The following is a 25,109-nucleotide window of genomic DNA, read 5'->3' on the forward strand; positions in this document are numbered from 1 at the left end:
ACACGCTCAAAGGTGGGAGCTGGCAAGCCTGCTCCCACAGAAGCAGATATCAGCAGCCTTAAGGTTAAAACAATAAAAGGTGCAGCCATGCCCGCAATCCGTATTGGCATCAACCCCATCTCCTGGAGTAACGACGACCTGCCGGCCCTGGGCGGCGAAACGCCCTTGAGCACCGCGCTCAGCGAAGGCAAGGCCATCGGCTACGAAGGTTTTGAACTCAACGGCAAGTTCCCCAAGGACGCCAAGGGCGTGGGCGATGTGTTACGCCCCTACGACCTGGCACTGGTCTCCGGCTGGTACTCCAGCCGCCTGGCCCGGCGCTCGGTGGCCGAGGAAATCGACGCCATCGCCAGCCATGTGCAACTGCTGCGCGAGAACGGCGCCACGGTGCTGGTCTACGGCGAAGTGGCCGACTCGATCCAGGGCTCGCCGATCCGCCTGATCGAACGCCCGCGCTTTCACAGCGAGCAGGCATGGCAAGCCTATGCCGACAAACTCACCGAATTGGCGCGTTTTACCCTGTCCCAGGGCGTGCGCCTGGCCTACCACCATCATATGGGCGCGTACGTCGAGTCCCCGGAGGACATCGACACCCTGATGCGCCTCACCGGCCCGGAGGTCGGCCTGCTGTTCGATTCGGGGCACTGCTATATGGGCGGTGGCGAGCCGGTCGAGGTGCTACGCAAGCATCTGGGGCGTGTGTGCCATGTGCACTTCAAGGATGTGCGCAAAGCGGTGGTGCAACTGGCGCGCAACCAGCTGTGGAGCTTCCCCGACTGCATCGTCAATGGCACCTTCACCGTGCCGGGCGATGGCGATATCGACTTCGCCGAGTTGCTGGATGTGCTGCTGGGCGCCGGCTATCGTGGCTGGCTGGTGGTGGAAGCCGAGCAGGATCCGGCCGTGGCACCCAGCTATATCTATGCGAAAAAAGGCTTCGATACCTTGCGCGCGCTGCTGGATGCGAGGGCTGCACAATGAGCCTGCTGGTCAAAAGCACCCCGCGCGGGCCAACCATGGTCGCACTGCCAGAGGGGCGCCTGGAGTATGTAGGGTTTGCCGCTTACCGCCTGAGCCTGGGGCAAACATTGCCGGTCAGCGCCGACGACAACGAGCTGTGCCTGGTGCTGCTCAGTGGCCGGGTCACGATCGAGGGCGAAGGGTTCAGTTGGCAGAACCTGGGTGATCGCCAATCGGTATTTGAAGACAAATCGCCGTTCGCCGCCTACCTGCCACCGGGCACCCTTGCCCAGGTGACCGCCCTGAGCGATGTGCAGATTGCCGTCTGCGCCGCGCCGGGCGCCACGGCCGGCGGTTTCACGCCCCGGCTGATCCGCCCTGAGCAGTGTCGGCGTAGCGTGCGTGGCAAGGGCGCCAACACGCGTTATGTCTGCGACATCCTGCCCGACAGCGAGCCGGCCCATTCGCTGCTGGTGGTGGAGGTGCGCACGCCGTCCGGACATTCGTCCAGCTACCCGCCGCACAAGCACGATACCGATGACTTGCCGCACCAGAGCTTTCTTGAAGAAACCTATTACCACCAGATCAACCCGTCCCAGGGCTTTGTGTTCCAGCGGGTGTACACCGACGACCGCAGCATCGACCAGGCCATGGCCGTGGAAAACCACGACCTGGTGGTGGTGCCCAAGGGCTATCACCCCGTCAGCGTGCCCTATGGCTACGAGTCCTATTACTTGAATGTGATGGCCGGCCCCAAGCGCGCCTGGCACTTTCACAATGACCCGCAGCACAGTTGGCTGCTGGACCTTTAACCCGTAGGCGCCGAGGGGACCCAACATGACCACCACCCGATTGACCATGGCCCAGGCCCTGGTGAAGTTCCTCGATAACCAGTACATCGAAGTCGATGGCGTGCAGAGCAAGTTTGTCGCCGGGGTGTTCACCATCTTCGGCCACGGCAATGTGCTGGGCCTGGGCCAGGCCCTGGAGCAAGACAGTGGCGACCTGGTGGTGCACCAGGGCCGCAACGAGCAGGGCATGGCCCATGCCGCGATTGGTTTTGCCAAGCAGCATTTGCGGCGCAAGGTCTACGCCTGCACCGCTTCGGTCGGCCCCGGCGCGGCGAATATGCTGACCGCCGCCGCCACCGCCACGGCCAACCGCATCCCTTTGTTACTGCTACCCGGCGATGTGTATGCCTGCCGCCAGCCGGACCCGGTGTTGCAGCAGATCGAACAATTCCATGACCTGAGCATCAGCACCAACGACGCGTTTCGTGCGGTGAGCAAGTACTGGGATCGCATCAACCGTCCCGAGCAGTTGATGAGTGCGGCGATCCACGCCATGCGTGTCTTGACCGACCCGGCCGAAACCGGCGCGGTGACCCTGGCCTTGCCCCAGGACGTGCAGGCCGAGGCCTGGGATTACCCCGATTATTTCCTGCAAAAGCGCGTGCACCGTCTGGAGCGCCGCCCGGCCACCGAAGCGATGCTGCGCGACGCTGTCACGCTGCTCAAGTCCAAGGGCAAACCGCTGATTATCTGCGGTGGCGGGGTCAAGTACTCCGGCGCGAATGCCGCACTGCAGGCTTTTGCCGAGCGCTTTCAGATCCCCTTTGCCGAGACCCAGGCCGGCAAGAGCGCCATCGTCTCCAGCCACCCGCTGAATGTCGGCGGTATCGGCGAAACCGGCTGCCTGGCCGCCAACCTGCTGGCTCGGGACGCCGACCTGATCATCGGCATTGGCACGCGCTATACCGACTTCACCACCTCCTCCAAGTCGCTGTTCCAGCATCCCGAGGTGCAGTTTCTCAACCTCAATATCAGCCCCGGCGATGTACTGAAACTCGACGGGGTCCAGGTTCTGGCAGATGCCAAGGTCGGGCTGCAAGCATTGACCGACGCGCTGGGCGATTACGCCACGCAATGGGGCGAGCAGCCACGCCAGGCCCGTGCGCAGGGGGATGCCGAGGTGGACCGGGTCCATCAGGCGCGCTACACCGACGCCGACTTCACCCCAGAGGTCAACGACCATATGGATCCGGCGGTGCTGCGCGAATTCATCGAGCTGACCGGTTCCTGCCTGACCCAGAGCCAGGTGCTCGGCGTGCTCAACGCAACCCTGGCCGACGATGCGGTGATTGTCGCCGCCGCCGGCAGCCTGCCGGGGGATTTGCAGCGCAGCTGGCGCAGCAAGGGCGTCAACACTTACCACGTCGAGTACGGTTATTCGTGCATGGGCTACGAGATCAATGCGGCCCTGGGCGTGAAGCTGGCCGAGCCCGCGCGGGAGGTCTATGCCCTGGTCGGCGATGGCTCGTACATGATGCTGCATTCGGAGCTGGCGACCTCGATCCAGGAGCGGCGCAAGATCAATGTGGTGCTGCTGGACAACATGGCCTTCGGTTGCATCAACAACCTGCAGATGGGCAATGGCATGGACAGCTTCGGCACCGAGTTCCGCTTCCGCAACCCCGACAGCGGCAAGCTCGATGGCGGCCTGGTGCCGGTGGATTTCGCCATGAGCGCGGCGGCCTATGGCTGCAAGACCTACAAGGTCACGACCGTGGAACAACTGCACGCCGCGCTGGCCGATGCACGCGCGCAAAGCGTGTCGACGCTGATTGATATCAAGGTGCTGCCCAAAACCATGATTCACGGCTACCTGTCGTGGTGGCGGGTCGGTGTGGCGCAGGTCTCCACCAGCGAACGCACCAACGCCTGCGCCAAACAACTTAATGAACGCCTGGCCAAGGCCCGGCAGTACTGACAATAAGAGGAGTGTTGCCATGTCTTTGAAGCTGGGTGTGATCGGTACGGGCGCTATCGGCCGGGACCATATCCGCCGCTGCAGCCAGACCTTGCTCAACAGCCAGGTGGTGGCGGTCACCGATATCAACCTTGAGCAGGCGGCCCAGGTGGTGGCTGACCTGCAACTGAACGCCGAGGTGTACGCCGACGGTCATGCGCTGATCCATTCGGCGCAGGTCGAGGCGGTGCTGGTCACCTCCTGGGGGCCGAGCCATGAGGAATTTGTGCTGGCGGCTATCGCGGCCGGCAAACCGGTGTTCTGTGAAAAACCCCTGGCCGTCACCGCCGAGGGCTGTCGCAAGATCGTCGAGGCGGAAGTGGCCCACGGCAAACGCCTGGTCCAGGTCGGTTTTATGCGCCCGTATGACCAGGGCTACCAGGCCCTCAAGGCGGTGCTCGACAGCGGCCAGATCGGCGAACCGTTGATGCTGCATTGCGCCCACCGCAACCCGAGCGTGGGTGAGAACTACAACACCAGCATGGCCATCACCGACACCTTGATCCACGAGCTGGACGTGTTGCGCTGGCTGCTGGCCGATGACTATGTGTCGGTGCAGGTGGTGTTCCCGCGTAAAACCAGCAAGGCCCTGAGCCATTTGCGCGACCCGCAGATCGTGCTGCTGGAAACCGCCAGGGGCACGCGGATTGATGTGGAAGTGTTTGTGAACTGCCAGTACGGCTACGACATCCAGTGCGAGGTGGTGGGGGAGACCGGCATTGCCAAATTGCCAGAGCCGTCCCAGGTGCAATTGCGCAGCGGCGCCAAGCTGTCGAATGCGATTCTGATGGATTGGAAAGACCGCTTTATCGCGGCCTATGACGTCGAGTTGCAAGCCTTTATTGATGGCGTGCGGGCCGGCCAGGTAGGTGGGCCTTCGGCGTGGGATGGCTTTGCCGCTGCGGTGGCGGCTGACGCGTGTATCGAGGCCCAGGGCAGTGGGCAGATCGTTGCGGTCAGCCTGCCGCAGCGCCCGGCATTCTACGGCTAGCGCGGTCAGTGTAGGCGCTGGCTTGCCTGCGATAGCGGTGGATCAGCAACAGAGGTAGGGCCTGAAACACCGCTATCGCAGGCACGCCAGCTCCCACATTTTTTGACTGGGTTTCCATTCCAAGAAGGAGTTGGTTCATGCGAATCGGACTGGTTGGATACGGCCATGGCGGCCGTTTTTTTCATGCCCCGCTGATCGCCACATTGCCCGGGGCGACGTTTGTCGGCGTGGTGACCCGCTCCCCCGAGCGCCGCCAGCAACTGGCGACGGAGCATCCCGGGGTGCCTGCCTTCGACAGCATTGCGCAGATCGTCGAAGCCGGGGTGGAGGTGCTGGTGATTTCCACCACCCTCAAAGGGCGCCCGGCCCTGGTGCTGGAGGCCATTGAGTACGGTGTGGCGGTGGTCAGCGACAAACCCTTCGCCAGCAATGCCGAGCAGGCCCTGGCGCTGATTAGCGCCGCCGAACGCGAGGGGGTAGCACTCAGCGTCTACCAGAACCGGCGTTGGGACTCGGACTACCTGACCCTGCGCAAGCTGATCGACGCCGGCGCCCTGGGCAGCATCACCCGCTTTGAGTCCCGGGTGGAGCGCTACAGCCCACAGGCCCTGGGCAACGCCAGCGGTGGCGGGTTCCTGCGTGACCTGGGCAGTCACCTGGTGGACCAGGCCTTGCAACTGTTTGGCCCGGTGGAGCGGGTGTATGCACAATTGCAGTACAGCGCCGAGCACCCCACCCTCGATCATGGCTTTTTTGTCAGCCTGACCCACGCCAACGGGGTGATTTCCCACCTGTGGGGCAGCGCCCTGCAAAACTGCCAAGGCCCGCGTTTTCGGGTCAATGGCACGGCGGGCTGCTACACCGTCGACGGCCTGGACGGCCAGGAGCAAGCGCTGCTGGCCGGCAAAAGTCCGAAGACCGAAGGCGAGCACTGGGGCGCCGAAGAACATCGACGCTGGGGCTGGTTCGAGCAAGGTGCGGAACGCGAGCGTATCCCCTCGGAAAAGGGCGCCTGGAACCAGTTCTATCGCCAGTTGCAAAGTGCAATCCAGGGCCAGGGCGCGCTGCCGGTGCAGGCCATGGATGCTTGGGAAACCACGCGCGTGCTGGATGCCGCCAGGCTCAGCGCCGAGCGTCGGCAAGTGGTGGAGATGGTGACGGTGGAGGGCGGAGAATGGAAATAGAATAAAATTCTAAAATGAGTTGATATGGAAATTATTTTCCAATAAAGTCATTTCCAGGTTGCCGAAAGTCCATCTCGACCTTCCTTTATAAGGGGGCCGGGGGACTCAACAAAAACAAGATAAAACAACCAGGTACCGTCAGATGAAAATCTTCAGCGCTGTACTGCGAGTGTTACGTTCTGCCTTCCTGCCCCGCGCACGGCCCTTCTATTTCTCTTTTCTCAATGTCCTTTGCGTGGAAAGCAAGGGTGCCCTGGTGTGCTGCATTCCGGGAGCGCCGGTGGTCCGGCTGCCTGCCGCAGCCCCCTCGCTCTGATAAACGCTACGTCCAGAAAACCAACAAGAAAGTGGAGACAGACCGTTCATGAAGACCCAGATCCGTTTCGCCTCGCTGGCCTTGTCGATGATGCTCGGCAGTGGCGTGGCTTCAGCCGCCGATATCAAGATTGGCGTCAGCATGTCGCAGTTCGACGACACCTTCCTCACCTACCTGCGTGAGGATATGGACAAGCAAGCCAAGTCCTACCCCAAGGGCGATGCTGTGCAACTGCAATTCGAGGACGCCCGTGCCGACGTGGTCAAGCAACTGAGCCAGGTCGAGAACTTTATCAGCCAGAAAGTCGATGCCATGGTGGTCAACCCGGTGGATACGGCCTCCACCGCGCGCATCACTAAAGCGGCGGTGGCGGCGGGTATCCCGCTGGTCTACGTCAACCGTCGTCCGGATCAGGCCGACTTGCCCAAAGGGGTGGTGACGGTGACGTCCAATGACGTCGAGGCCGGCAGACTGCAAATGCAGTACGTGGCCGAGAAGCTGGGCGGCAAAGGCAAAATCGTGATTCTGCTGGGTGACCTGGCCAACAACTCGACGACCAATCGCACCAAGGGCGTCAAGGAGATCCTCGACAAATACCCGGACATCAAGATTGAACAGGAACAGACCGGGATCTGGCTGCGGGACAAGGGCATGACCCTGGTGAACGATTGGCTGACCCAGGGCCGCGAGTTCAATGCGGTCGTGGCCAACAACGACGAAATGGCAATTGGCGCCGCCATGGCCTTGAAAACCGCAGGGGTGAAACCCGGCAGCGTGTTGATTGGCGGCGTCGATGGCACACCCGACGGGTTGAATGCGATCACCAAGGGCGAGATGGCGCTCTCGGTGTTCCAGGATGCCAAGGGGCAGGCGATCGGTTCGGTGGAGGCGGCCGTGAAAATGGCCAGGGGCGAGGCGGTCGAGCAAAACGTCGTGGTGCCTTTCCAGCTGATCACCCCGGACAACGTCGCGTCATTCAAGTAGCGTTCAATCACAACAATAAGCGGGCAGGGCGGCCACAGCCGCCCTGCCGATGGAGCCCCGATATGCTTGCTCAAGCGACTGCTGCGCAGCCCGCAGGTGTAGAACAACCCTACCTGTTGGAAATCGCCCATATCAGCAAAGGCTTTCCCGGCGTCGTGGCCCTGGCCGATGTGCAACTGCGGGTGCGCCCCGGCTCGGTCCTGGCACTGATGGGAGAGAACGGCGCCGGCAAGTCGACGCTGATGAAAATCATCGCCGGCATCTACCAGCCCGACGCCGGGGAAATCCGCCTGCGGGGCAAGCCGGTGGTGTTTGACACGCCTCTGGCGGCTTTGCAGGCGGGCATCGCGATGATCCACCAGGAGCTCAACCTGATGCCCCATATGAGCATCGCCGAGAACATCTGGATCGGCCGCGAACAGCTCAACGGCCTGCGCCTGGTCAATCACCGCGCCATGCATCGCCGCACTGCCGAGTTGCTGGCGCGCCTGCGGATCAACCTGGACCCAGAGGAGCAGGTCGGCAACCTGAGCATTGCCGAGCGGCAGATGGTGGAGATTGCCAAGGCGGTGTCCTACGACTCGGACATCCTGATCATGGATGAGCCGACGTCGGCGATTACCGACAAGGAAGTGGCCCACCTGTTTTCGATCATTGCCGACCTCAAGGCCCAGGGCAAAGGCATCATCTATATCACCCACAAAATGAATGAAGTGTTCGCCATCGCCGATGAAGTGGCAGTGTTTCGCGATGGCGCCTACATCGGTCTGCAACGGGCCGACAGCATGGACAGCGACAGCCTGATCTCGATGATGGTCGGGCGCGAATTGAGCCAGTTGTTCCCGGTGCGCGAGACGCCCATCGGCGAGTTGTTGCTGTCGGTGCGCGACCTGCGCCTGGACGGAGTGTTCCAGGGCGTGTCCTTTGATCTGCATGCCGGCGAAATCCTCGGTATTGCCGGGCTGATGGGCTCGGGCCGCACCAACGTGGCGGAAACGCTCTTCGGCATTACCCCCAGCGACGGCGGCGAGATCCGTCTCGACGGCCAGGCGTTGCGTATCAGCGACCCGCATATGGCCATCCAGCAGGGGTTTGCACTGTTGACCGAGGACCGCAAGCTCAGTGGCCTGTTCCCGTGCCTGTCGGTCCTGGAAAACATGGAAATGGCCGTGCTGCCCCATTACTCGGGCAATGGCTTTATCCAGCAAAAAGCCCTGCGCGCCTTGTGCGAAGACATGTGCAAGAAACTGCGGGTGAAAACCCCCTCCCTTGAGCAGTGCATCGACACCCTGTCTGGTGGCAATCAGCAGAAGGCCCTGCTGGCACGTTGGCTGATGACCAATCCACGGCTGTTGATCCTTGACGAACCGACCCGTGGTATCGACGTCGGCGCCAAGGCCGAGATCTACCGCTTGATTGCCTTCCTGGCCAGTGAAGGCATGGCGGTGATCATGATTTCTTCGGAACTGCCGGAGGTGCTGGGTATGAGCGACCGGGTGATGGTCATGCACGAAGGCGATTTGATGGGCACCCTGGATCGGGCCGAGGCCACCCAGGAAAAAGTCATGCAGTTGGCTTCCGGTATGACGGCAGTCCACTAACGAATAAAAAGGTGACGGGCAATGAACGCAATACTGGAAAGCAAACCCGAGGAAAAGAAGCCCGCCGCGGCACCGGTCAAGAGCCGGCGGCGGTTCCCTACCGAACTGAGCATTTTCCTGGTGCTGATCGGTATCGGCCTGGTGTTCGAACTGTTTGGCTGGATCGTACGGGACCAGAGCTTTTTGATGAACTCCCAGCGCCTGGTGCTGATGATCCTGCAAGTGTCGATCATCGGTTTGCTGGCGATTGGCGTGACCCAGGTGATCATCACCACGGGGATCGACCTGTCCTCGGGCTCGGTGCTGGCGTTGTCGGCGATGATCGCCGCGAGTCTGGCGCAGACCTCGGACTTTTCCCGGGCGGTGTTTCCATCGTTGACGGACTTGCCGGTGTGGATCCCGGTGGTCGCCGGCCTGGGCGTGGGCCTGCTGGCGGGGGCAATCAATGGCAGCATCATCGCCATAACCGGCATCCCGCCGTTTATTGCGACCCTCGGCATGATGGTCTCGGCCCGTGGCCTGGCACGTTATTACACCGAAGGCCAGCCAGTGAGCATGCTCTCGGATTCCTACACGGCCATCGGCCATGGCGCGATGCCGGTGATCATCTTTCTGGTGGTGGCGGTGATTTTCCACATTGCCCTGCGCTACACCAAGTACGGCAAGTACACCTACGCCATCGGCGGCAACATGCAGGCGGCGCGCACCTCGGGGATCAACGTCAAGCGCCACCTGATCATCGTCTACAGCATCGCCGGGCTGCTGGCCGGGCTGGCCGGTGTGGTTGCCTCGGCACGGGCGGCTACCGGGCAGGCGGGGATGGGCATGTCTTATGAGCTGGACGCGATCGCGGCTGCGGTCATCGGCGGCACCAGCCTGGCGGGCGGGGTGGGGCGTATCACCGGCACGGTGATTGGCGCGCTGATCCTCGGGGTGATGGCCAGTGGGTTTACCTTTGTCGGGGTGGATGCCTATATCCAGGACATCATCAAGGGCCTGATCATTGTGGTGGCGGTGGTGATCGACCAGTATCGCAACAAGCGCAAACTCAAGCGCTGAGCGAGATTTGAATCAAAAAGTGGGGCTTGTTTGTGTGGGAGCGGGCTTGCCCGCGATAGCGATGGGTCAGTCAAATTTCTATCAACTGACCCTCCGCTATCGCGGGCAAGCCCGCTCCCACATAACCGTTTGTCTTCTATATAGCTCCATGACACTGAATTTCTTGCTATAAACGCACTCCGATAACCGCCTGCCAAGCCCGTCCTGGTGCCTTTTAGGGGAATGTCGGACAAATTGCCTGTCATTTCAGTTGCTGCGCCCTCAAGTCGGCCGTAGACTGCCGCCCCTCGTAAATTGAGTGCCGGGTGGCGCTTGGAATGGACGGCGTCTTTCCCCGACCTCCAGAGGTTGGCCGGAACGCTCCCTTATTCGCCTTAATGCACGTATTTTTTATAGAGAAATCAATGACAAAGGAAAAGTTGCTGGCCATGCCGGCGGATGACTACATGAATGCCGAGCAGCACGCTTTTTTCGAGAAGTTGTTGCAAGACATGAAAGTCGAGCACCACGAGCGCATTGAGCAAAACCGCATCGCCATTGAAAGCCTGGACACCCCGGCTGACCCGGCTGACGCCGCCTCGGTTGAAGAAGAGCGCACCTGGTTGGTCAACGCCATCGACCGCGACCAGCGCATGCTGCCGCAACTTGAACAGGCCCTGGGCCGTATCAAGGAAGATTCCTTTGGCTGGTGTGACGACAGCGGCGAGCCTATCGGCCTCAAGCGCCTGCTGATCAGCCCGACCACCAAGTACTGCATCGAAGCGCAAGAGCGCCACGAGCAAATCGACAAGCATCAGCGCCAGGCCTGATCTGTTTGATGTTGTAGGCGCCGGCGAGCCGGCCCCTACAGATCCCCGCGTGTCATCCCCCCGTCTATTGATCTGCTGCAAGCCCTAACACCAAAGGCCCATAGATAATGGCCAGATAGTGGCGTTTAATGCAGACACAATAATGACAAGCAGTGGGGTGACAAACATGGCCGGGGATGGATCTCTGATGGGCGCCGTCGTGGTGCCGCACGCGGTGAACCGCCGGCTGCCTGGCTGGGTGACTCCGCTGCTGCAAAGCATCGCCCTGGTGCTGATACTGTCGGGCCTGGCGTTCGCCAACCTGTCGATCTACCTCTGCCTGCCCGTGGCCCTGTTGCTGATCTGGCTGCCGTGCCTGAAAAGGCCGGACCGCAGCCCAGCGCCTGATGTTGGCGAGGATGCCATTGGCGCGTTGACTCGCGATCTGTCCTACACCACCAGCCATAATGCGCTGTCGGCCGCTGGCGTGGCCTATTCGGTCAAGCAACTGGCCGCCAGGTTGCAATCGCAATTGAGCGCGGCCCAGCAGATCGTCAGCAGTGCCGAAGTGATGATTGGCACCGAGCAAGTCACTTCCCAGCTCAGCCGCGAGGCCCTGGGGGCGGCCGGCCAGGCCCATCAGCGCAGCACCGAAGGGCGTGCGGTGCTGGGGGAATCCATCAGCCGCATGCATCAGCTCAGCCAGCGTGCCAGCGACAGCCGGCAATTGATCGAGGCCCTGAGTCAGCGCAGCGAAGAAATCCAGCGGGTGACCCTGGTGATTCAGTCGATTGCCAGCCAGACCAATCTGTTGGCCTTGAATGCCGCCATTGAAGCCGCCCGCGCCGGTGAGCATGGGCGTGGGTTTGCCGTGGTGGCCGACGAAGTGCGCGGCCTGGCGGGCCGTACGGCGACCGCCACCGATGAAGTGGGGGTGATGGTCGCGGACATCCAGCAGCGTACCGCCCAGGTGGTGGAGCAAATCCGCCAACTGTCCGTGGATTTGCAGGCCGGCGTCGAGCAAGTGGAGCATGCCGGCGAGCAACTGGAGAGCATTGCCACGTTGGCGGCGGGTGTGGAGGGCCAGGTCAGCGAGATTGCCCAGGGCACCGAGACCAACCGTGCGCAACTCGACAGCCTGTTCCATGCCGTGGAGCAGATGCGCAGCGACTTGACCGTCAGCGACCAACAGACCCAGCAATTGGCCCAGGCCGCCGTGCAAATGGAAGGGCAGGCCGAAACCATCAGCGAGCGCCTGGCCGAAGTCGGTCTGGATGATTATCACCAGCGTATCTACGACCTCGCCCGCGAAGGCGCCAGCCAGATCGCCGCGCAGTTCGAGGCGGATATCCAACAGAACCGCATCAGCCTCGATGACCTGTTCAATCGCAGCTACACGCCGATAGCCAACAGCCACCCGACCAAATATCACAGCCGCTTCGACGGCTACACCGATCAGGTCTTGCCCGCTATCCAGGAAGCCTTGCTGCCCCGTCATGAAGGGCTGGTGTTCGCGATTGCCTGCACACCACAGGGCTATGTGCCGACGCACAACAAGGCGTTTTCCCAGGCACTGACCGGGGATGCCCAGGTTGATGCCGTGAACAATCGCACCAAGCGCAAGTTTGAAGACCGCACCGGGATCCGCTGTGGCAGCCACCAGCAGGCTGTGTTGTTGCAAACCTATACCCGCGACACCGGGGAGTTGATGCACGATCTGTCCGTGCCGATCATGGTCAACGGCCGGCATTGGGGCGGTTTGCGCCTGGGCTATAAGCCTGAAGGGCAGGCTGGGGCGCGCTAGACCCTGGCCAGGATTGTTGCGTGTTATGCAAGGAAGCTTTTACGCCGGTCGCTTTTTCCGGTGAAAGGAACCGCTTAAGATGCGGCATATCGTTAGCTGGCTAACTAATCTGGCGGAGAGCTTCCATGCAAAACAAAGTCGATGTGGCGGTGATGATTGGCAGTGGGGTGCCACAGACCCTGCGTGCGCTGGGCCTGCGCGCCTGTTGGGTGGTGTTGCTCAACGGGGAACAGCGCGGCACGGCCTTCGCCAGTCGCGACGAAGCCCAGGAGTGCCGCGCCGCCTGGCAGGCCCTGATGGACCTCGAGCAATCAGACCGCCTGCACTGAGGGCCGGTCAGGCGCTCTGATGCAGACGCTGGTTCAGCTCATCCACGGCAATCGCCCAGTCCGCATCTTCGCGTAGCTCTTCCTTGAGGAACTGCGCCTGTTGTGGGGTCCAGAAAGGCGCGTCGATCAGCTTCACATCCTCTGGCAGGGGGTGTTCACCGATAAATTTGTCAATGGCTGCAGGCGAGGCTTCCAGGCCCAATTGTTCGAACAGGTCGTGTAGGGTGTGCGTTGGCGCGTCCATTTCATTCTCCAAAAGAGTGAGCTTCTACTCGTATGGGAGGTGTGCCAGCGCGCATAGTTCGATTTGGCTGTAGCCGCTCCTCAACGGGCAGGGGGGCAGAGGAGGGCTTCCAATTCCTTGGCCAGGGCGCAGGCCTTGTTGTGATCACTGCGAAAGCCTTTGATCCGGCCGCTGGGCACTTCCAGGATATGGAAAAAATTCCTTCCCGCGGGGACGACGCGGTACAAGGCGAAATCTGCGCACACGCCATTGGCATACACGCTGTAGAATAGCGCGCTATCCTTGCGTGATAAGGCACCGGAAGTCTGTGTCGGTTGGCGTTGAACTCGTTGCATGACCAGCTCCTTTCGATCTATTGACCTGCTTGCAGCATTTCGGGTGGTTTTGAGCTGTGTTGCTGTTCTAATATTGTTGTCGGCAGCTCACGTTCGGTTCCATCCAACGTTTTTCCTTGGTTTTTGGCTGTCGGAAAACCACCCTTTCAAGTGGGGTATTCTCTGAAGTGGGGCGTCCAGTATTCTCTGGCCGATAAACCTGTGATTTCCTGCAAAGCCTGACGACCTTGTACAAGGACTGTCATGCCCGGCTGCACGAGTCTGGCGGGAATCAACTTCAGTATGTTTTTTCAATGTGTCGAGCCGTATCGGCCTTTTTTGTGCTGCCTGCCTCGGGCGGGTAGCGCTTTTTTAGATGTGGGGGCGTTTCCTTGGCAGTCAGTAATCTGGATATGCACGCATTGTTCGTGCTGGGTGATTTGCGCGCGAAGTTGGTTAAACAATTTCAGTCGCGGTTTGTTTACATCACGGAACAAACCCCTGAAGGCATTTACATTGCCGAAATAGATACTGAAACAGCGCTGGTGGTAGATGACAAGCCTCGACTGGAACTCAAGGTCGGCGATCATTTTCGTGCGGCAGTCCTGCCCAGTCGTGAAGGTGGCAAGTTCGAACTGAAGTTTCGCGACATCAAGTTGACGGTCTATGGCCTGGGCGACTATGCATTTGTGTCCACCGCGCAGGGCGAGGGCATTGTGTTCAAAGAAGGTCACAGCGTAATGCTGGTGTTCGCCGCCAATGAACAATTGCAGGAAGGCCTGAGCAAGACCCTCAAGGCCGTGACCGGCAAAGCCGCCAAGTGGCGCAAAGGTGAGCTGGTGACGTTCAAGGCCAGCGAATAATGAGCGAAGGCCGGGCACAGTTTCACCAGCAACACCTGGCGGATGCCCAAGCCAAGGCTGCTGAACTGTTTGCCCGCAAAGATGATCTGCAAGGTGCCTGGTTGAACTGGGTGGCCAGCCAACTGTATGCCCTGCGGCCTGCCGAGTACGCCAGCATGGTGCGCCGGGAACTACAGCGTTTGCATCAGCAGCCCTGAATATCGGCAACCGTTTGAACCTCTACTACAGTTCAGTGGACTTAATTGTTCAGAGGCTTTCGCGGCGTGACAGCAAAGCCATCCACCCTGGCTATGCATACACGAGGTTCAAAGGCATGAAAGCAATTCGAGCGCTGTTGGCAGCGTCCGTTACCACCCTGGGCCTGTCGATGGCGGCCGCACCGGTAGCGGCTGCCCAGGCGCCCATTCACTTTGCCGACCTGAATTGGGAAAGTGGCAGCCTGATCACCGAAGTTCTGCGGTTTATTGTCGAGAAAGGCTACGATTTACCCACCGACACCTTGCCCGGAACCACCATTACCCTGGAAACCGCCCTGGCGAAAAATGATATCCAGGTGATTGGCGAGGAGTGGGCGGGCCGCAGCCCGGTGTGGATCAAGGCGCAAGCCGAAGGCAAGGTGGTTGGCCTGGGAGATACCGTCAAGGGTGCGACCGAAGGCTGGTGGGTGCCGGAATACGTGGTCAAGGGCGACCCGGACAAGGGCATTGCGCCGCTGGCACCTGAGCTGCGTAGCGTAAAGGACCTGGTGCGCTACAAGGACGTGTTCGCGGACCCGGAAGCCCCGGGCAAGGGGCGGTTCCTCAACAGCCCCATCGGCTGGACCTCGGAAGTGGTCAATAAGCAAAAACTCAAGGCTTACGGCCTGGACGACAGCTACGTCAACTTTCGCAGCGGTTCAGGCGCGGCGCTGGATGCCGAGATTGCCTCGTCGATCCGCCGTGGCAAGCCGATCCTGTTCTACTACTGGTCGCCAACCCCCTTGATGGGGCGTTACAAGTTGGTCCAGCTGGAGGAGCCGGCGTTCGACGCCGAGGCCTGGAAGACCCTGACCGATGCCGACAATCCCAACCCCAAGCCCACGCGTTCGTTGGCGTCCAAGCTGAGCATTGGCGTGTCCACGCCGTTCCAGCAGCAGTATCCGCAGATTGCGCAGTTCTTTGAAAAAGTCGACTTTCCGATTGGCCCGCTCAATCAGGCCCTGGCGACGATGAGCGAGAAACACACCCCGCCCCGTGAAGTGGCGCAGGCGTTTCTCAAGGATCACCCGCAGGTGTGGAAGGCCTGGTTGACGGAGGAGGTGGCTGCAAAGGTCGAGGCCAGCCTCAAATAACCTTTCATATGAGGATCAAACTGTGGGCGCGGGCTTGTGTGGGAGCGGGCTTGCCCGCGATAGCGGTGGTTCAGCAGCCCAATGTATTGACTGACAGTCAGCCATCGCGGGCAAGCCCGCTCCCACAGTTTTAACTGCATTCCAGCCTTAGAGCCGGTCTCCTATAGTTTTAACTGCATTCCAGCCTTAGAACTGGGTCTGCACGGCCAATTCAAAGGTGCGCGGCGAGCCCAGGTAATACGCTGGCGACACATGGGCAAACTGCGCATACACCTCATTGGTCAGGTTGCGCACCCGGCCCGTCACCGAGGTGTGTTGATCGACCTTATAGGTCAGGAACGTGCCAAACAGGGTATACGCCGGCACCGTCAGGGTATTGGCATTGTCGGCATACACCTGCGCCACGTACCGCGCGTCTACGCCACCTTGCCAGGCGGGGGCGATGTCATAGGTCAGCCACAGGTTGCCCACCCGTTTCGGTACGTTGGTCGGTGTATTGCCCTTGCGCGACACCACTGCGCCGCTGGCGGTTTTCTCGTTGAAGTCATCGTATTGCGCGTCGACCCAGGCGAAGTTGCCTTCCGCCAATAGCTTGGGGGTGATGCGCAATGAGCTGGCCAGCTCGATGCCCTTGGACGACTGCGCACCCACCGCAATGCTGCGGGTGGGGTCTTGTGGATCGGTCACGGCAAAGTCTTTGCGCTCGATGTGGTAAGCGGCCACGGTGGCTGAACCACGCCCGTCCAGATAATCGAACTTGCTACCCACTTCCCATTGCTTGCCGGTGGAGACATCAAACACCTGGGTGGTGCTGGTGGGCTGTTCGGCGGCGGTGCTGTATTGCACGTAGACATTGGCCGACGGGATGAACTGGTAGGTCAGGCCCACCCGCCCGGTGACCGGCTCCCAACGGCGCTTGACGTTACCCAGGTTGTCGCGGTGGCTGGTCACGTCCAGATCGATGGCGTCATAACGCAGGCCGGTCAGCAGCGACAGCGTGTCGGTCAGGCCCAGGCGGTTTTCGACAAACAGCGCCTTGGTCGTCACGTCGGTGGTCTTGTCCTTGATAAAGCCGGGCCGGGTGCCGGGCAGGTCGTAGAAATGCCCCGGATCGTAGTGGTTGGGGTCCACCGCGTTCTTGGGGGATACGTTCAACGGGCTGTTGGTGGTGCTGTTGACCTTGTATTCGAAACCGCCGGACCAGGTAGTGGCCAGGCCGAACACACTGCTGTCATGGCGCAGCTCGAACTGGTTGCCGTTCTGTTCGCCCTGATGCCGTACCTGATAGGCCGTCGAACGGTTCACCACGCGGTTGTCTGGGCTGTACTGGTAGGTCTCCAGGTTGCGGTAGTCGCGCTGGCTGTCCAGGTGGTAGAGGGTGTTGCGCAGGGTGGTGCTGTCGTTGATCCGATAGTCGATGATCGAGCGGGCCCGGATCGTGCGTTGTTCGTAGCGGCCATCGGCGACGTTGTAGTTGTTGAAACGGTTGTGCTTGTCGATCTTCAGCTCGCCGGCCTTGGGGTTGAGCACCGGGGTGCCCCAGTACGGGCTGTCTTCGTGTTCGTCCTGGTATTCCAGGGCCAGAGTGTGGGACAGGTTGGGCGTCAGGTCGCTGAGCAGGGAAAACGCCACGCTCCAGGACTCCCGTTGCTGGCGGTCGATATGGGTGTGGTTGGTGTTGCGGCTGACATCCAGGCGCGCATAGTGCTGGACCTCGGCGCCGGGCTCGGTTAGGGCGTGGTTGAGGCCCAGGGCGATGCCGGTGGTGTCGTAGCTGCCGTAGTTGATCTGGCCTTCGACGGCCTGTTCTTCGCGGTTGGCCAGCTTGGTCACGTAGTTCAGCGAACCGCCCACGGAGCCGGCACCGTTGATCAGCGAGGAGGGGCCGCCCACCAGTTCCACCCGGTCATAAATCCAGGCATCCACCGGTCGCGCCAGGCCACTGGCGACGTTGATGCCGTTGAACATCTGGGTGATCTGGCTGCTGGTAAAGCCCCGGTAGGAGATAAACCCGCCAAACCCCGGCGGCGCACTGGCGTTGACCCCAGGCAGGGTGTTGGCCGCATCCTGGAAGGTTTTGGCGCCACGGCGTTCGATATCGTGGCGGTCGGCGATGCTGATCGAAGCCGGGGTTTCCCGCACGCTCAGGCCCAGGCGCGAGGCCATGCCGCTGGATTGGTCCAGGGCCAGGCCAGGCTCGTTGGTGGCGGCGCCGTCAATGGTGGTGGGGGCCAGCTCAAGGGCCCAGGCGCTGAAAGGCAGGCAGCCGAACAGGCCCGCCAGTAGAGGTAAATGTTTCATCGGTAAATCCTGAAAAGCAGGGCTTGGAAGCAGCGCACAGCCGTCCGCGCTTCCGGGGGGAAGCTGCGCGGTGTGCGGATCAAAAAGCGCAGGTATCAGGCGTAGGCGGGCGGGGCGCGCGGATTAGCCGCAGGCCAGGTAAAACGGGTGGGAATGTCAGCGGTGAGCACCACCGCCGGAGGTGGCGCATGGGGCTGGGGAAGGACCGCGACGTTAAGGCTGGAGTTCAGCGCCGGGCCCATGCCGCCGGTGGAACACAGCGGGCAACCGAAGGCCTTGGACAGCGTGGGCAGCGACTCATCGCCCGTATTGACGGGGGCTGGCGCCTGGGTGCGTGGGTCTACCGTACAGAACTGGCCGCCAATGCCGTTGAGCTGCATGCCGACCATTTGCCCATGACCAATACTGCAGGCGAACACGTTGAACAGGACGCAGCCATAGAGCATCCAGGCAATCAACGAGCGGTCGGCACGGGCGAGTTTCATGGGCCGGCACTTTAGCATCAGACGACAAAATCCCTGCAAAAAATCTGAAAGGGACTATCCTCTTTCGCACTTTTCCAGGGGTGTCCAGCCATGAGCTTTGTTATTGCGAGGTGGGTCGTCGGGGTCTTTACGTTTATCAGCATGGTCCATGTGTACTGGGCCGCAGGCGGCAAGCTAGGCAGTACGGCGGCGATCCCGCAACTGCCCGGCGAGTTCGCCAGCGGGCCGCGACCGGCGTTCAAACCGTCAGCGCTGGGCACCTTCCTGGTGGCGGTGGGGTTGGTGCTGATTGCCTTGTTGGTAAGCCTGCGGGCGGGGCTGTTTTTCCAGCCAGTGGGGCATCAGGCCCTGCAGTGGGGGATCAGCGCGATTGCCTTGATCATGTTTGCGCGGGCGATTGGTGATTCGGAGCTGGTGGGGTTCTTCAAGAAAGTCGGCGGGTCGCGGTTTGCGCGGCTGGATACGTTTTTCTATTCGCCGCTGTGCCTGATGCTGGGGACTGGGCTGTTGGTCGTGGCCTGGGCCTGATTGACGGTATGCAGGGCCAAATGTGGGAGCGAGCAAGCCCGCTCCCACATTGTTTGGCGCGTATATTCAGAGGGATCAGCTACCGCTGTCAGTCCTGCGGCTGCTGACCTCGGCCGGTACATTTTCCCCCGCCATGCGCTTGCGGAACAGCGACGTGCGCGCCAGCAACAAGGTGGTCACCGGTACGGTGATCGACAGCAGGATCGGGATCAGCCAGCCATGCAGCACCGGCCCGGACTTGAGGGTCGAGAAGTAGATAATCGACGCCAGCGCCACGCACCAGGCGCCCAGGGTCGAGGCCAGTGCAGGCGGGTGCATGCGCTGGAAAAAATCCTTCATGCGCAACAGGCCTAGCGCGCCAATCAGCGCAAACAGGCTGCTGAGCACCAGCAGGATCGCCACGAGGATTTCTACCCACAGTGGCAGTTCACTGACATTGATCATTCGATCACCTCCCCACGCAGCAGGAATTTGGCCAAGGCAAACGAGCCGACAAAGCCGAATAGCGCAATCAACAGTGCCGCTTCGAAGTAGGTGTCACTGGCATAGCGTATGCCCAGCACCAACATCATCAACATGGCCAGGATATACAGGTAATCCAGGGCCAGGACCCGGTCCTGGGCCGAAGGACCCTTGAACAGGCGCACCAGGGTCAGGACCATGGCCAGGGAAAACAGGAACAGGCTGAGCAGGATCGCATTGGCGAGCAGGGCACTCATTCGAAGATCTCCATCAGGGGCCGCTCGTAGGCCTGCTTGAAGTGCTCGATAAACTGCGCGTCGTCATCCAGGTCGAACACGTGCAGCAACAGGATGCTACGGTCCAGGGCCAGTTCCGACCACACGGTACCGGGGGTCACGCTGGTGATCATCGACAGCACAGCCAGGCCGTTGGCGTCGCGCAGGTCCAGGGGGATTTTTACAAAGCGCGAGCGCGGCGGCCGCGAGCCGCAGGTCAAGACGCCCCAGGCCACGTGCAGGTTGGAGATGAAGACATCGCGGCCGACCAGGAAGAACAGGCGAATGATCACCCCTGGGCGACGGATCCGTACCGGCAGCGGGCGCAGCGGCGCCATCATCAGCGGTGCGAGGAAGCCAAGGATCGCCCCCAGCAGCAGGTTGCCGGGGCTGATCGACAGGTTCAGCACCAGCCACAGCACCCACAGTGCCAATGACAGCCACGGGGCAGGAAACAGGCGTTTCATGGCTGCACCTCCACGGCGGCGGCCTGGGCTTGCGGGCCCGGCACCGGGCGGGTGGCCATGACGGCCATCACGTAGTGCTCGGGGTTGTTCAGGCTGTTGGCGGTGTCCTGGGTAAAGCGCATGAGCATTTCTGCCTTGAAGGTCAGGCCAATCGCCAGGCCGAGCAAGACGAAGATCGGTATGCACTCAAAGCGGCGCAGCAGCGGCGAAGGCCGTTCTTCCGGGGTCCAGAAGCGCTGGATGCCCAGCCGCGCAAAGGCGATCAGCGAGGCCAGGCCCGAGAAGATCAGCAGCGCGAACAGGCCCCAGGCTGCCGGGCGGATCGGCTCCGTCACGGCATGGCCCAGGCCCAGGGGGTTGACCAGCGCACTGAGCAGGCTGAGCTTGCCGATAAAGCCTGACAGCGGCGGCATGCCGATGATCAGCAGGGCGCAGGCTATAAAGCTCAGGCCGAGGAAGGCCATGGTCCACGGGATGACCTGGCCGACTACGGCCTTTTGCTCATCGTCGAGGTTGGTGCCCCTGGGTGGATGCAGGGATTCCACCGGCGGTGGCAACACTTCGATTTCATCGTCCAGAGGTAGCTCATTGGCCGAGCGCGAGCGTTCGATCAGTTCCGCCAGCAGGAACAGCGCGCTCAGGGCCAGGGTCGAGCTGACCAGGTAAAACAGCGCGCCGGCGGTCAGGTTGGGCTGGGCAAAACCCACCGCCGACAGGAGGATGCCGGCCGAGACCAGGATACTCAGGCTGGCCATGCGCTCCAGGCGTTGGGCGGCAAGCATCGCCAGGGCGGCGCAGAGGATGGTGGCCATGCCGCCGTACACCAGCCAGTCACCGCCAAACAGCGCCGAGGCGCCGGCCTGCCCGGAAAACAGCAGGGTCCACAGGCGCAACACGGTGTACACGCCGACCTTGGTCATGATCGCAAACATCGCCGCCACCGGCGCACTGGCCGAGGAGTAAGCCGGCGCCAGCCAGAAATTCAGCGGCCACATCCCGGCCTTGGCCAGGAACGCCGTGGCGAGGATCGCCGCGCCGGCATGCAGCAGACCGCGATCGGCTTCTGGCACCAGCGGGATCTTCAGCGCCAGGTCAGCGAAATTCAGGGTGCCGGTGACCCCGTAGATCAGCGCCGCGCCAATCAGGAACAGCGATGAAGCCAGCAGGTTGATCGAGACGTAATGCAGCCCCGACGACACCCGCGCCCGGCCCGAACCGTGCAGCATCAGGCCGTAGGACGCAGCCAGCAGCACCTCGAAGAACACGAACAGGTTGAACAGGTCGGCGGTGAGGAAGGCCCCGTAGAGGCCCATCAACTGGATCTGGAACAACGCATGGAAGCTGGTGCCGGCGCGGTCCCAACGGGCCATGGCGAACAGCAGGGCGCTGACGCCGATGATCCCGGTGAGCACCAGCATCAGGGCCGACAACTGGTCCACCACCAGCACGATGCCAAACGGCACCTGCCAGTTGCCCGGCAGGTACACGCCAATGGAGGCAGGGCCGCCTTTTTGCGTCCAGTACAGCATCAACATCGCGATGCCCAGGCCGGTCATGCTCGACAGCAGGTTGATCTTGGCCTTGAGCGGGCGGTGTTTCTCGCCCAGCATCATCATCAGCGCAGCGGTCAGCAGCGGCAGCAGGATCGGCGCGATGATCAGTTGGTTCATCCAGCTCATTCCTTGGGCTCCCGGCCGTCCACATGGTCAGTGCCGGTCAGGCCTCGGGACGCCAGCAGCACCACCAGGAACAGCGCGGTCATGGCGAAGCTGATCACAATCGCCGTCAGCACCAGGGCCTGGGGCAGGGGATCGGTGTAATTGAGCAGGTCCTGGGGCACACCGTCCTTGATGATCGGCTCCTTGCCGATAAACAGGCTGCCCATGCTGAAGATGAACAGGTTGACCCCATAGGACAACAGGCACAGGCCCATCACCACCTGGAACGTCCGTGGCCGCAGCACCAGCCAGACGCCGGAGGCCGCCAGGACCCCAATGGCAATTGCGATGACTTCTTCCATCAGGCAGCAGCTCCTTGTGGTGGCGTGGCGGCGGCTTTCGCCTGGTTGCCGGGTTTATGGGCCCGTACCGATTGGTGGCCGAGGGCGGTGAGCATCAGCAGGGTCGAGCCGACCACCATGGCGTACACGCCGACGTCGAAGAACAGCGCGCTGGCGATATGGATGTCGCCCAGCACCGGCAAGCTCAAGTGCAGGGTGTGGGTGGTGAGGAACGGGTAGCCGAAGAACAGCGCCCCCAGTCCGGTCAGTGTCGCCGACAGCAAGCCAAAGCCCATCCAGCGCATCGGCCGCAGGTTCATCTGCGCCTCGACCCACTGGGTACCGGCGACCATGTATTGCAGGATAAACGCCACCGACATCACCAGCCCGGCGACAAAGCCGCCGCCCGGCTGGTTGTGGCCGCGCATAAACAGGTAGAACGACACCACCAGGGCAATCGGCAGCAGCAGGCGCACCAGCACCGCGGGCACCATCATAAAGCCCAGGGCGGTGTCGCTGGCCTGGCGTGGGTTGACCAGATCGGTGTCCACGTCCGGCGCCAACAGCCGCTGTTGCGCGGGCAGTTGCTCGCTTTCCTTGGGCGGACGGAAGCGGCGTAGCAGCGCATAGACGGTCAGGGCTACGGCGCCCAGCACAGTGATCTCGCCCAGGGTATCGAAGCCCCGGAAGTCGACGAGCATCACATTCACCACATTGCTGCCGCCGCCTTCAGGCAGGGCGCGGCTGAGGTAGAACGAGGAAATATCGTTGGGGGTCTGGCGCGTCAGCATCGCGTAAGACAGCAGCGCCATGCCGCCACCGACCACGGTCGACAGCAGCAAGTCGCGCAAGCGTCGGATGCGCGCCTTGCGCAACGAACTCGGGAGTGGCGAGACTTCTTCGATCCGCCGTGGCAGCCAGCGCAGGCCCAGGAGGATCAGGACCGTCGTCACCACCTCGACCACCAGTTGCGTCAATGCCAGGTCCGGTGCGGAGAACCAGACAAAAGTCACGCAGGTCATCAGGCCGCACACGCTGACCATGGTCAGGGCTGCCAGCCGGTGGTACTTGGCTTGCCAGGCGGCGCCCAGGGCGCAGGCGATCGCCAACAGCCACAGGGTGACGAACACGATGGAACCCGGGATTTTCGGCCGGTCGCCCCAGCTCAGGCTGCTGCCCAGCATGGGGATCATCCCGGCAATCACCGCCACCAGCACCAGTAGGAACAACTGGGTCTGCAGGCGCTTGGTGCTGATGTGTTTCTCGATCTTGCGCACGCCACGCATCATCACCACCAGGCAGCGCTCGAACATGCGCTTGCCGTTGAAGTAGCTGATGATCGGCGGGTACTTGAAGCGCCCGCGCTTGAGTTGCTTGCGCAGCAGCAGGTACAGGACCACACCGCCGGTCATGGCCACCAGACTCATGATCATCGGCGCGTTCCAGCCGTGCCAGATCGCCAGGCTGTACTCGGGCAACACGCCGCCGACCACCGGCAGGGCAGCGGCGGCGAGGATCGAGCCCACCACCTGGGCCGGGAAGATCCCCACCAGCAGGCAGGTAAACACCAGCAGCTCGACCGGCGCACGCATCCAGCGTGGCGGTTCGTGGGGCGTGTGCGGCAGGTCGGTGGCGGCCGGGCCGAAGAATACATCCACGGTGAAGCGCAAGGCATAGGCCACGCTGAAGGTGCCGGCGATGGTCGCAATCACCGGCAGGGCGATTTCTACCCACTGGGTCGAGGAGATAAACACGGTTTCGGCGAAGAACATCTCTTTGGACAGGAAACCGTTGAGCAACGGCACCCCGGCCATGGAGGCGCTGGCCACCATGGCCAGGGTCGCGGTAAACGGGATCAGGCGCACCAGGCCGCTGAGCTTGCGGATATCACGGGTGCCGCTTTCGTGGTCGATGATGCCGGCGGCCATGAACAGCGAGGCCTTGAACGTGGCGTGGTTAAGGATATGGAACACGGCCGCGACGGCGGCCAACGGGCTGTTGAGGCCCAGTAGCAGGGTGATCAGGCCCAGGTGGCTGATGGTGGAGTAGGCCAACAGGCCCTTGAGGTCGTTCTGGAACATCGCGCAATACGCGCCGAGCAACAGGGTCAGGGCGCCGGCACCGCCGACCATCCAGAACCACTCTTCGCTACCCGACAGCGAGGGCCACAGGCGGGCCAGCAGGAACACGCCGGCTTTCACCATCGTGGCCGAATGCAGGTAGGCCGACACGGGGGTCGGTGCAGCCATGGCGTGGGGGAGCCAGAAGTGGAAGGGGAATTGCGCGCTTTTGCTCAGGGCGCCGATCAGGATCAGCGTCAACAGGACGGGGTAGAGGGAGTGGGCACGGATCTGGTCACCGGCGGCGAGCACCTGGTCCAGATCGTAACTGCCGACGACATGGCCGAGCAGCATGACCCCCGCCAGCAGGCACAAACCACCCGCACCGGTGACCATCAGCGCCATGTAGGCACCCCGGCGCGCATCGGAACGGTGGTGCCAATAGCCGATCAGCAGGAACGAGAACAGGCTGGTCAGTTCCCAGAAAAACACAATCTGGATCAGGTTGCCGGAGATCACCAACCCGAGCATCGCGCCCATGAACGCCAGGAAAAACGCAAAGAAACGCGGCACCGGGTCATTCGGCGACATGTAATAACGGGCGTACAAAGACACCAGGCTACCGATGCCCAACACCAGCATCGAGAACAACCAGGCAAAGCCATCCATGCGCAACACGAAGTCCAGGCCCAGGCCGGGCACCCAGGAGAATTCTTCGCGGATCACGCCACCGTCGGCGATCTGGGGGTAGAGCAGGGCGACTTGTACAGTACCGACCAGGGCCACAAGGCCGGCCAGCAGGGATTCAGTATTACGTGCGTTGTGCGGCAGCAAGGCCGCCAGACAGCTGCCGATAAAAGGCAGAAGCAGTAGAACTATCAGGGACATAGGCTTCTAATCTGCGGTGGTTTGGGATGCATCATACGTGCCGGAAACCGGATTACCAAACGGCAACCT

At 61.8% G+C, this 25,109-nt stretch carries 25 protein-coding genes; 15 read left to right on the forward strand and 10 right to left on the reverse strand.

The genetic code is table 11. The annotated features are described in order from the left end of the window. The first annotated feature begins 87 nt into the window (after window positions 1-87). The 11 genes from iolE (at window position 88) to HU773_RS11170 (ending at window position 12,824) form a co-directional block, all read left to right on the forward strand. Entirely contained in the window at window positions 88-981 is an 894-nt protein-coding gene (gene iolE / locus HU773_RS11120; protein ID WP_057439070.1) for a myo-inosose-2 dehydratase, read from the forward strand. After that, complete coding sequence (iolB, locus tag HU773_RS11125; RefSeq protein WP_057959196.1) at window positions 978-1,772, forward strand: 5-deoxy-glucuronate isomerase; 795 nt, start codon at window positions 978-980, stop codon at window positions 1,770-1,772. The genes iolE and iolB overlap by 4 nt, the downstream gene beginning before the upstream one ends. Before the next feature lie 25 nt (window positions 1,773-1,797). Continuing rightward, window positions 1,798-3,729, forward strand: coding sequence for a 3D-(3,5/4)-trihydroxycyclohexane-1,2-dione acylhydrolase (decyclizing) (gene iolD, locus HU773_RS11130; protein WP_057959197.1), 1,932 nt, complete (start codon window positions 1,798-1,800; stop codon window positions 3,727-3,729). Window positions 3,730-3,748: 19 nt separating this feature from the next. Further along, entirely contained in the window at window positions 3,749-4,759 is a 1,011-nt protein-coding gene (gene iolG / locus HU773_RS11135) for a bifunctional inositol 2-dehydrogenase/D-chiro-inositol 1-dehydrogenase (RefSeq protein ID WP_057439067.1), read from the forward strand. Window positions 4,760-4,896: 137 nt separating this feature from the next. Beyond that, on the forward strand, window positions 4,897-5,943 hold the full coding sequence (locus HU773_RS11140) for a Gfo/Idh/MocA family protein (RefSeq protein ID WP_057959199.1): 1,047 nt from the start codon (window positions 4,897-4,899) through the stop codon (window positions 5,941-5,943). Between the two features lie 364 nt (window positions 5,944-6,307). Beyond that, on the forward strand, window positions 6,308-7,243 hold the full coding sequence (locus HU773_RS11145) for a sugar ABC transporter substrate-binding protein (protein ID WP_057439065.1): 936 nt from the start codon (window positions 6,308-6,310) through the stop codon (window positions 7,241-7,243). Between the two features lie 62 nt (window positions 7,244-7,305). Then, window positions 7,306-8,844 carry a sugar ABC transporter ATP-binding protein gene (locus HU773_RS11150; RefSeq protein WP_057959200.1) on the forward strand — a complete coding sequence of 513 codons (1,539 nt, stop codon included), beginning with the start codon at window positions 7,306-7,308 and terminating at the stop codon, window positions 8,842-8,844. 21 nt (window positions 8,845-8,865) lie between these two features. Then, on the forward strand, window positions 8,866-9,903 hold the full coding sequence (locus HU773_RS11155; RefSeq protein WP_057439063.1) for an ABC transporter permease: 1,038 nt from the start codon (window positions 8,866-8,868) through the stop codon (window positions 9,901-9,903). A 404-nt stretch (window positions 9,904-10,307) separates the two neighbouring features. Beyond that, complete coding sequence (locus HU773_RS11160; protein ID WP_003214706.1) at window positions 10,308-10,712, forward strand: TraR/DksA family transcriptional regulator; 405 nt, start codon at window positions 10,308-10,310, stop codon at window positions 10,710-10,712. A 550-nt stretch (window positions 10,713-11,262) separates the two neighbouring features. Continuing rightward, window positions 11,263-12,495, forward strand: coding sequence for a methyl-accepting chemotaxis protein (locus HU773_RS11165; RefSeq protein WP_370693734.1), 1,233 nt, complete (start codon window positions 11,263-11,265; stop codon window positions 12,493-12,495). Between the two features lie 125 nt (window positions 12,496-12,620). Then, entirely contained in the window at window positions 12,621-12,824 is a 204-nt protein-coding gene (locus tag HU773_RS11170) for a hypothetical protein (protein WP_057439061.1), read from the forward strand. A gap of 7 nt (window positions 12,825-12,831) precedes the next feature. Here the strand turns inward: HU773_RS11170 and HU773_RS11175 are convergent, their stop codons facing one another. Both HU773_RS11175 and HU773_RS11180 read right to left on the reverse strand, forming a co-directional pair. After that, window positions 12,832-13,068: a DUF2789 domain-containing protein gene (locus HU773_RS11175; protein WP_057439060.1), complete on the reverse strand. Its 237-nt coding sequence runs from the start codon at window positions 13,066-13,068 to the stop codon at window positions 12,832-12,834. A gap of 80 nt (window positions 13,069-13,148) precedes the next feature. After that, complete coding sequence (locus tag HU773_RS11180; protein ID WP_057959202.1) at window positions 13,149-13,403, reverse strand: hypothetical protein; 255 nt, start codon at window positions 13,401-13,403, stop codon at window positions 13,149-13,151. 392 nt (window positions 13,404-13,795) lie between these two features. Here HU773_RS11180 and HU773_RS11185 point away from each other — a divergent pair, with 392 nt between their 5' ends. From HU773_RS11185 to HU773_RS11195, 3 genes are all read left to right on the forward strand, one after another. Then, entirely contained in the window at window positions 13,796-14,245 is a 450-nt protein-coding gene (locus HU773_RS11185; RefSeq protein WP_057439059.1) for a hypothetical protein, read from the forward strand. After that, window positions 14,245-14,442, forward strand: a complete 198-nt coding sequence (locus HU773_RS11190; RefSeq protein ID WP_057439058.1) for a hypothetical protein — start codon at window positions 14,245-14,247, stop codon at window positions 14,440-14,442. The genes HU773_RS11185 and HU773_RS11190 overlap by 1 nt, the downstream gene beginning before the upstream one ends. 116 nt (window positions 14,443-14,558) lie before the next feature. Continuing rightward, on the forward strand, window positions 14,559-15,575 hold the full coding sequence (locus tag HU773_RS11195; RefSeq protein WP_057439057.1) for an ABC transporter substrate-binding protein: 1,017 nt from the start codon (window positions 14,559-14,561) through the stop codon (window positions 15,573-15,575). Between the two features lie 186 nt (window positions 15,576-15,761). Here HU773_RS11195 and HU773_RS11200 read toward each other — a convergent pair whose 3' ends face one another. Beyond that, window positions 15,762-17,876 (reverse strand): TonB-dependent receptor, encoded by a 2,115-nt coding sequence (locus tag HU773_RS11200; protein ID WP_186625867.1) that lies wholly within the window; start codon window positions 17,874-17,876, stop codon window positions 15,762-15,764. Between the two features lie 95 nt (window positions 17,877-17,971). Further along, window positions 17,972-18,361 carry a DUF2946 family protein gene (locus tag HU773_RS11205; RefSeq protein ID WP_057439055.1) on the reverse strand — a complete coding sequence of 130 codons (390 nt, stop codon included), beginning with the start codon at window positions 18,359-18,361 and terminating at the stop codon, window positions 17,972-17,974. Between the two features lie 90 nt (window positions 18,362-18,451). Here HU773_RS11205 and HU773_RS11210 point away from each other — a divergent pair, with 90 nt between their 5' ends. Further along, entirely contained in the window at window positions 18,452-18,889 is a 438-nt protein-coding gene (locus HU773_RS11210; RefSeq protein WP_057959206.1) for a DUF3995 domain-containing protein, read from the forward strand. Between the two features lie 75 nt (window positions 18,890-18,964). Here the strand turns inward: HU773_RS11210 and HU773_RS11215 are convergent, their stop codons facing one another. The 6 genes from HU773_RS11215 to HU773_RS11240 are packed head-to-tail and all read right to left on the reverse strand — an operon-like array spanning window position 18,965 to window position 25,040. Then, a complete protein-coding gene (locus tag HU773_RS11215; RefSeq protein WP_057959207.1) occupies window positions 18,965-19,333 on the reverse strand; it encodes a Na+/H+ antiporter subunit G in 369 nt (122 codons plus the stop codon). Beyond that, a complete protein-coding gene (locus HU773_RS11220) occupies window positions 19,330-19,608 on the reverse strand; it encodes a K+/H+ antiporter subunit F (protein ID WP_038440496.1) in 279 nt (92 codons plus the stop codon). Before HU773_RS11220 ends, HU773_RS11215 begins: the two co-directional genes overlap by 4 nt. Continuing rightward, the gene (locus HU773_RS11225; RefSeq protein ID WP_057959208.1) at window positions 19,605-20,093 is read right to left on the reverse strand and encodes a Na+/H+ antiporter subunit E; all 489 of its coding nucleotides are present in this window, start codon (window positions 20,091-20,093) and stop codon (window positions 19,605-19,607) included. Before HU773_RS11225 ends, HU773_RS11220 begins: the two co-directional genes overlap by 4 nt. Next, a complete protein-coding gene (locus HU773_RS11230) occupies window positions 20,090-21,772 on the reverse strand; it encodes a monovalent cation/H+ antiporter subunit D (protein WP_057959209.1) in 1,683 nt (560 codons plus the stop codon). Before HU773_RS11230 ends, HU773_RS11225 begins: the two co-directional genes overlap by 4 nt. After that, on the reverse strand, window positions 21,769-22,113 hold the full coding sequence (locus HU773_RS11235) for a Na+/H+ antiporter subunit C (RefSeq protein ID WP_005789164.1): 345 nt from the start codon (window positions 22,111-22,113) through the stop codon (window positions 21,769-21,771). Before HU773_RS11235 ends, HU773_RS11230 begins: the two co-directional genes overlap by 4 nt. Further along, complete coding sequence (locus HU773_RS11240) at window positions 22,113-25,040, reverse strand: monovalent cation/H+ antiporter subunit A (protein WP_057959210.1); 2,928 nt, start codon at window positions 25,038-25,040, stop codon at window positions 22,113-22,115. Before HU773_RS11240 ends, HU773_RS11235 begins: the two co-directional genes overlap by 1 nt. Between the last annotated feature and the right edge of the window lie 69 nt (window positions 25,041-25,109).

It is taken from the genome of Pseudomonas shahriarae, assembly GCF_014268455.2.
GTDB classification, from domain to species: Bacteria; Pseudomonadota; Gammaproteobacteria; order Pseudomonadales; family Pseudomonadaceae; genus Aquipseudomonas; species Aquipseudomonas shahriarae.

Coding starts and splice junctions, on each gene's coding strand:
- HU773_RS11225 (WP_057959208.1), bottom strand. CDS start 20,093: ATGAAACGCCTGTTTCCTGCCCCGTGGCTGTCATTGGCACTGTGGGTG.
- HU773_RS11235 (WP_005789164.1), bottom strand. CDS start 22,113: ATGGAAGAAGTCATCGCAATTGCCATTGGGGTCCTGGCGGCCTCCGGC.
- iolD (WP_057959197.1), top strand. CDS start 1,798: ATGACCACCACCCGATTGACCATGGCCCAGGCCCTGGTGAAGTTCCTC.
- HU773_RS11150 (WP_057959200.1), top strand. CDS start 7,306: ATGCTTGCTCAAGCGACTGCTGCGCAGCCCGCAGGTGTAGAACAACCC.
- HU773_RS11195 (WP_057439057.1), top strand. CDS start 14,559: ATGAAAGCAATTCGAGCGCTGTTGGCAGCGTCCGTTACCACCCTGGGC.
- HU773_RS11170 (WP_057439061.1), top strand. CDS start 12,621: ATGCAAAACAAAGTCGATGTGGCGGTGATGATTGGCAGTGGGGTGCCA.
- HU773_RS11205 (WP_057439055.1), bottom strand. CDS start 18,361: ATGAAACTCGCCCGTGCCGACCGCTCGTTGATTGCCTGGATGCTCTAT.
- HU773_RS11210 (WP_057959206.1), top strand. CDS start 18,452: ATGAGCTTTGTTATTGCGAGGTGGGTCGTCGGGGTCTTTACGTTTATC.
- HU773_RS11155 (WP_057439063.1), top strand. CDS start 8,866: ATGAACGCAATACTGGAAAGCAAACCCGAGGAAAAGAAGCCCGCCGCG.
- iolB (WP_057959196.1), top strand. CDS start 978: ATGAGCCTGCTGGTCAAAAGCACCCCGCGCGGGCCAACCATGGTCGCA.
- iolE (WP_057439070.1), top strand. CDS start 88: ATGCCCGCAATCCGTATTGGCATCAACCCCATCTCCTGGAGTAACGAC.
- HU773_RS11175 (WP_057439060.1), bottom strand. CDS start 13,068: ATGGACGCGCCAACGCACACCCTACACGACCTGTTCGAACAATTGGGC.
- HU773_RS11140 (WP_057959199.1), top strand. CDS start 4,897: ATGCGAATCGGACTGGTTGGATACGGCCATGGCGGCCGTTTTTTTCAT.
- HU773_RS11145 (WP_057439065.1), top strand. CDS start 6,308: ATGAAGACCCAGATCCGTTTCGCCTCGCTGGCCTTGTCGATGATGCTC.
- HU773_RS11240 (WP_057959210.1), bottom strand. CDS start 25,040: ATGTCCCTGATAGTTCTACTGCTTCTGCCTTTTATCGGCAGCTGTCTG.
- HU773_RS11220 (WP_038440496.1), bottom strand. CDS start 19,608: ATGAGTGCCCTGCTCGCCAATGCGATCCTGCTCAGCCTGTTCCTGTTT.
- HU773_RS11185 (WP_057439059.1), top strand. CDS start 13,796: ATGCACGCATTGTTCGTGCTGGGTGATTTGCGCGCGAAGTTGGTTAAA.
- HU773_RS11200 (WP_186625867.1), bottom strand. CDS start 17,876: ATGAAACATTTACCTCTACTGGCGGGCCTGTTCGGCTGCCTGCCTTTC.
- HU773_RS11230 (WP_057959209.1), bottom strand. CDS start 21,772: ATGAGCTGGATGAACCAACTGATCATCGCGCCGATCCTGCTGCCGCTG.
- HU773_RS11160 (WP_003214706.1), top strand. CDS start 10,308: ATGACAAAGGAAAAGTTGCTGGCCATGCCGGCGGATGACTACATGAAT.
- HU773_RS11165 (WP_370693734.1), top strand. CDS start 11,263: ATGATTGGCACCGAGCAAGTCACTTCCCAGCTCAGCCGCGAGGCCCTG.
- HU773_RS11180 (WP_057959202.1), bottom strand. CDS start 13,403: ATGCAACGAGTTCAACGCCAACCGACACAGACTTCCGGTGCCTTATCA.
- HU773_RS11190 (WP_057439058.1), top strand. CDS start 14,245: ATGAGCGAAGGCCGGGCACAGTTTCACCAGCAACACCTGGCGGATGCC.
- HU773_RS11215 (WP_057959207.1), bottom strand. CDS start 19,333: ATGATCAATGTCAGTGAACTGCCACTGTGGGTAGAAATCCTCGTGGCG.
- iolG (WP_057439067.1), top strand. CDS start 3,749: ATGTCTTTGAAGCTGGGTGTGATCGGTACGGGCGCTATCGGCCGGGAC.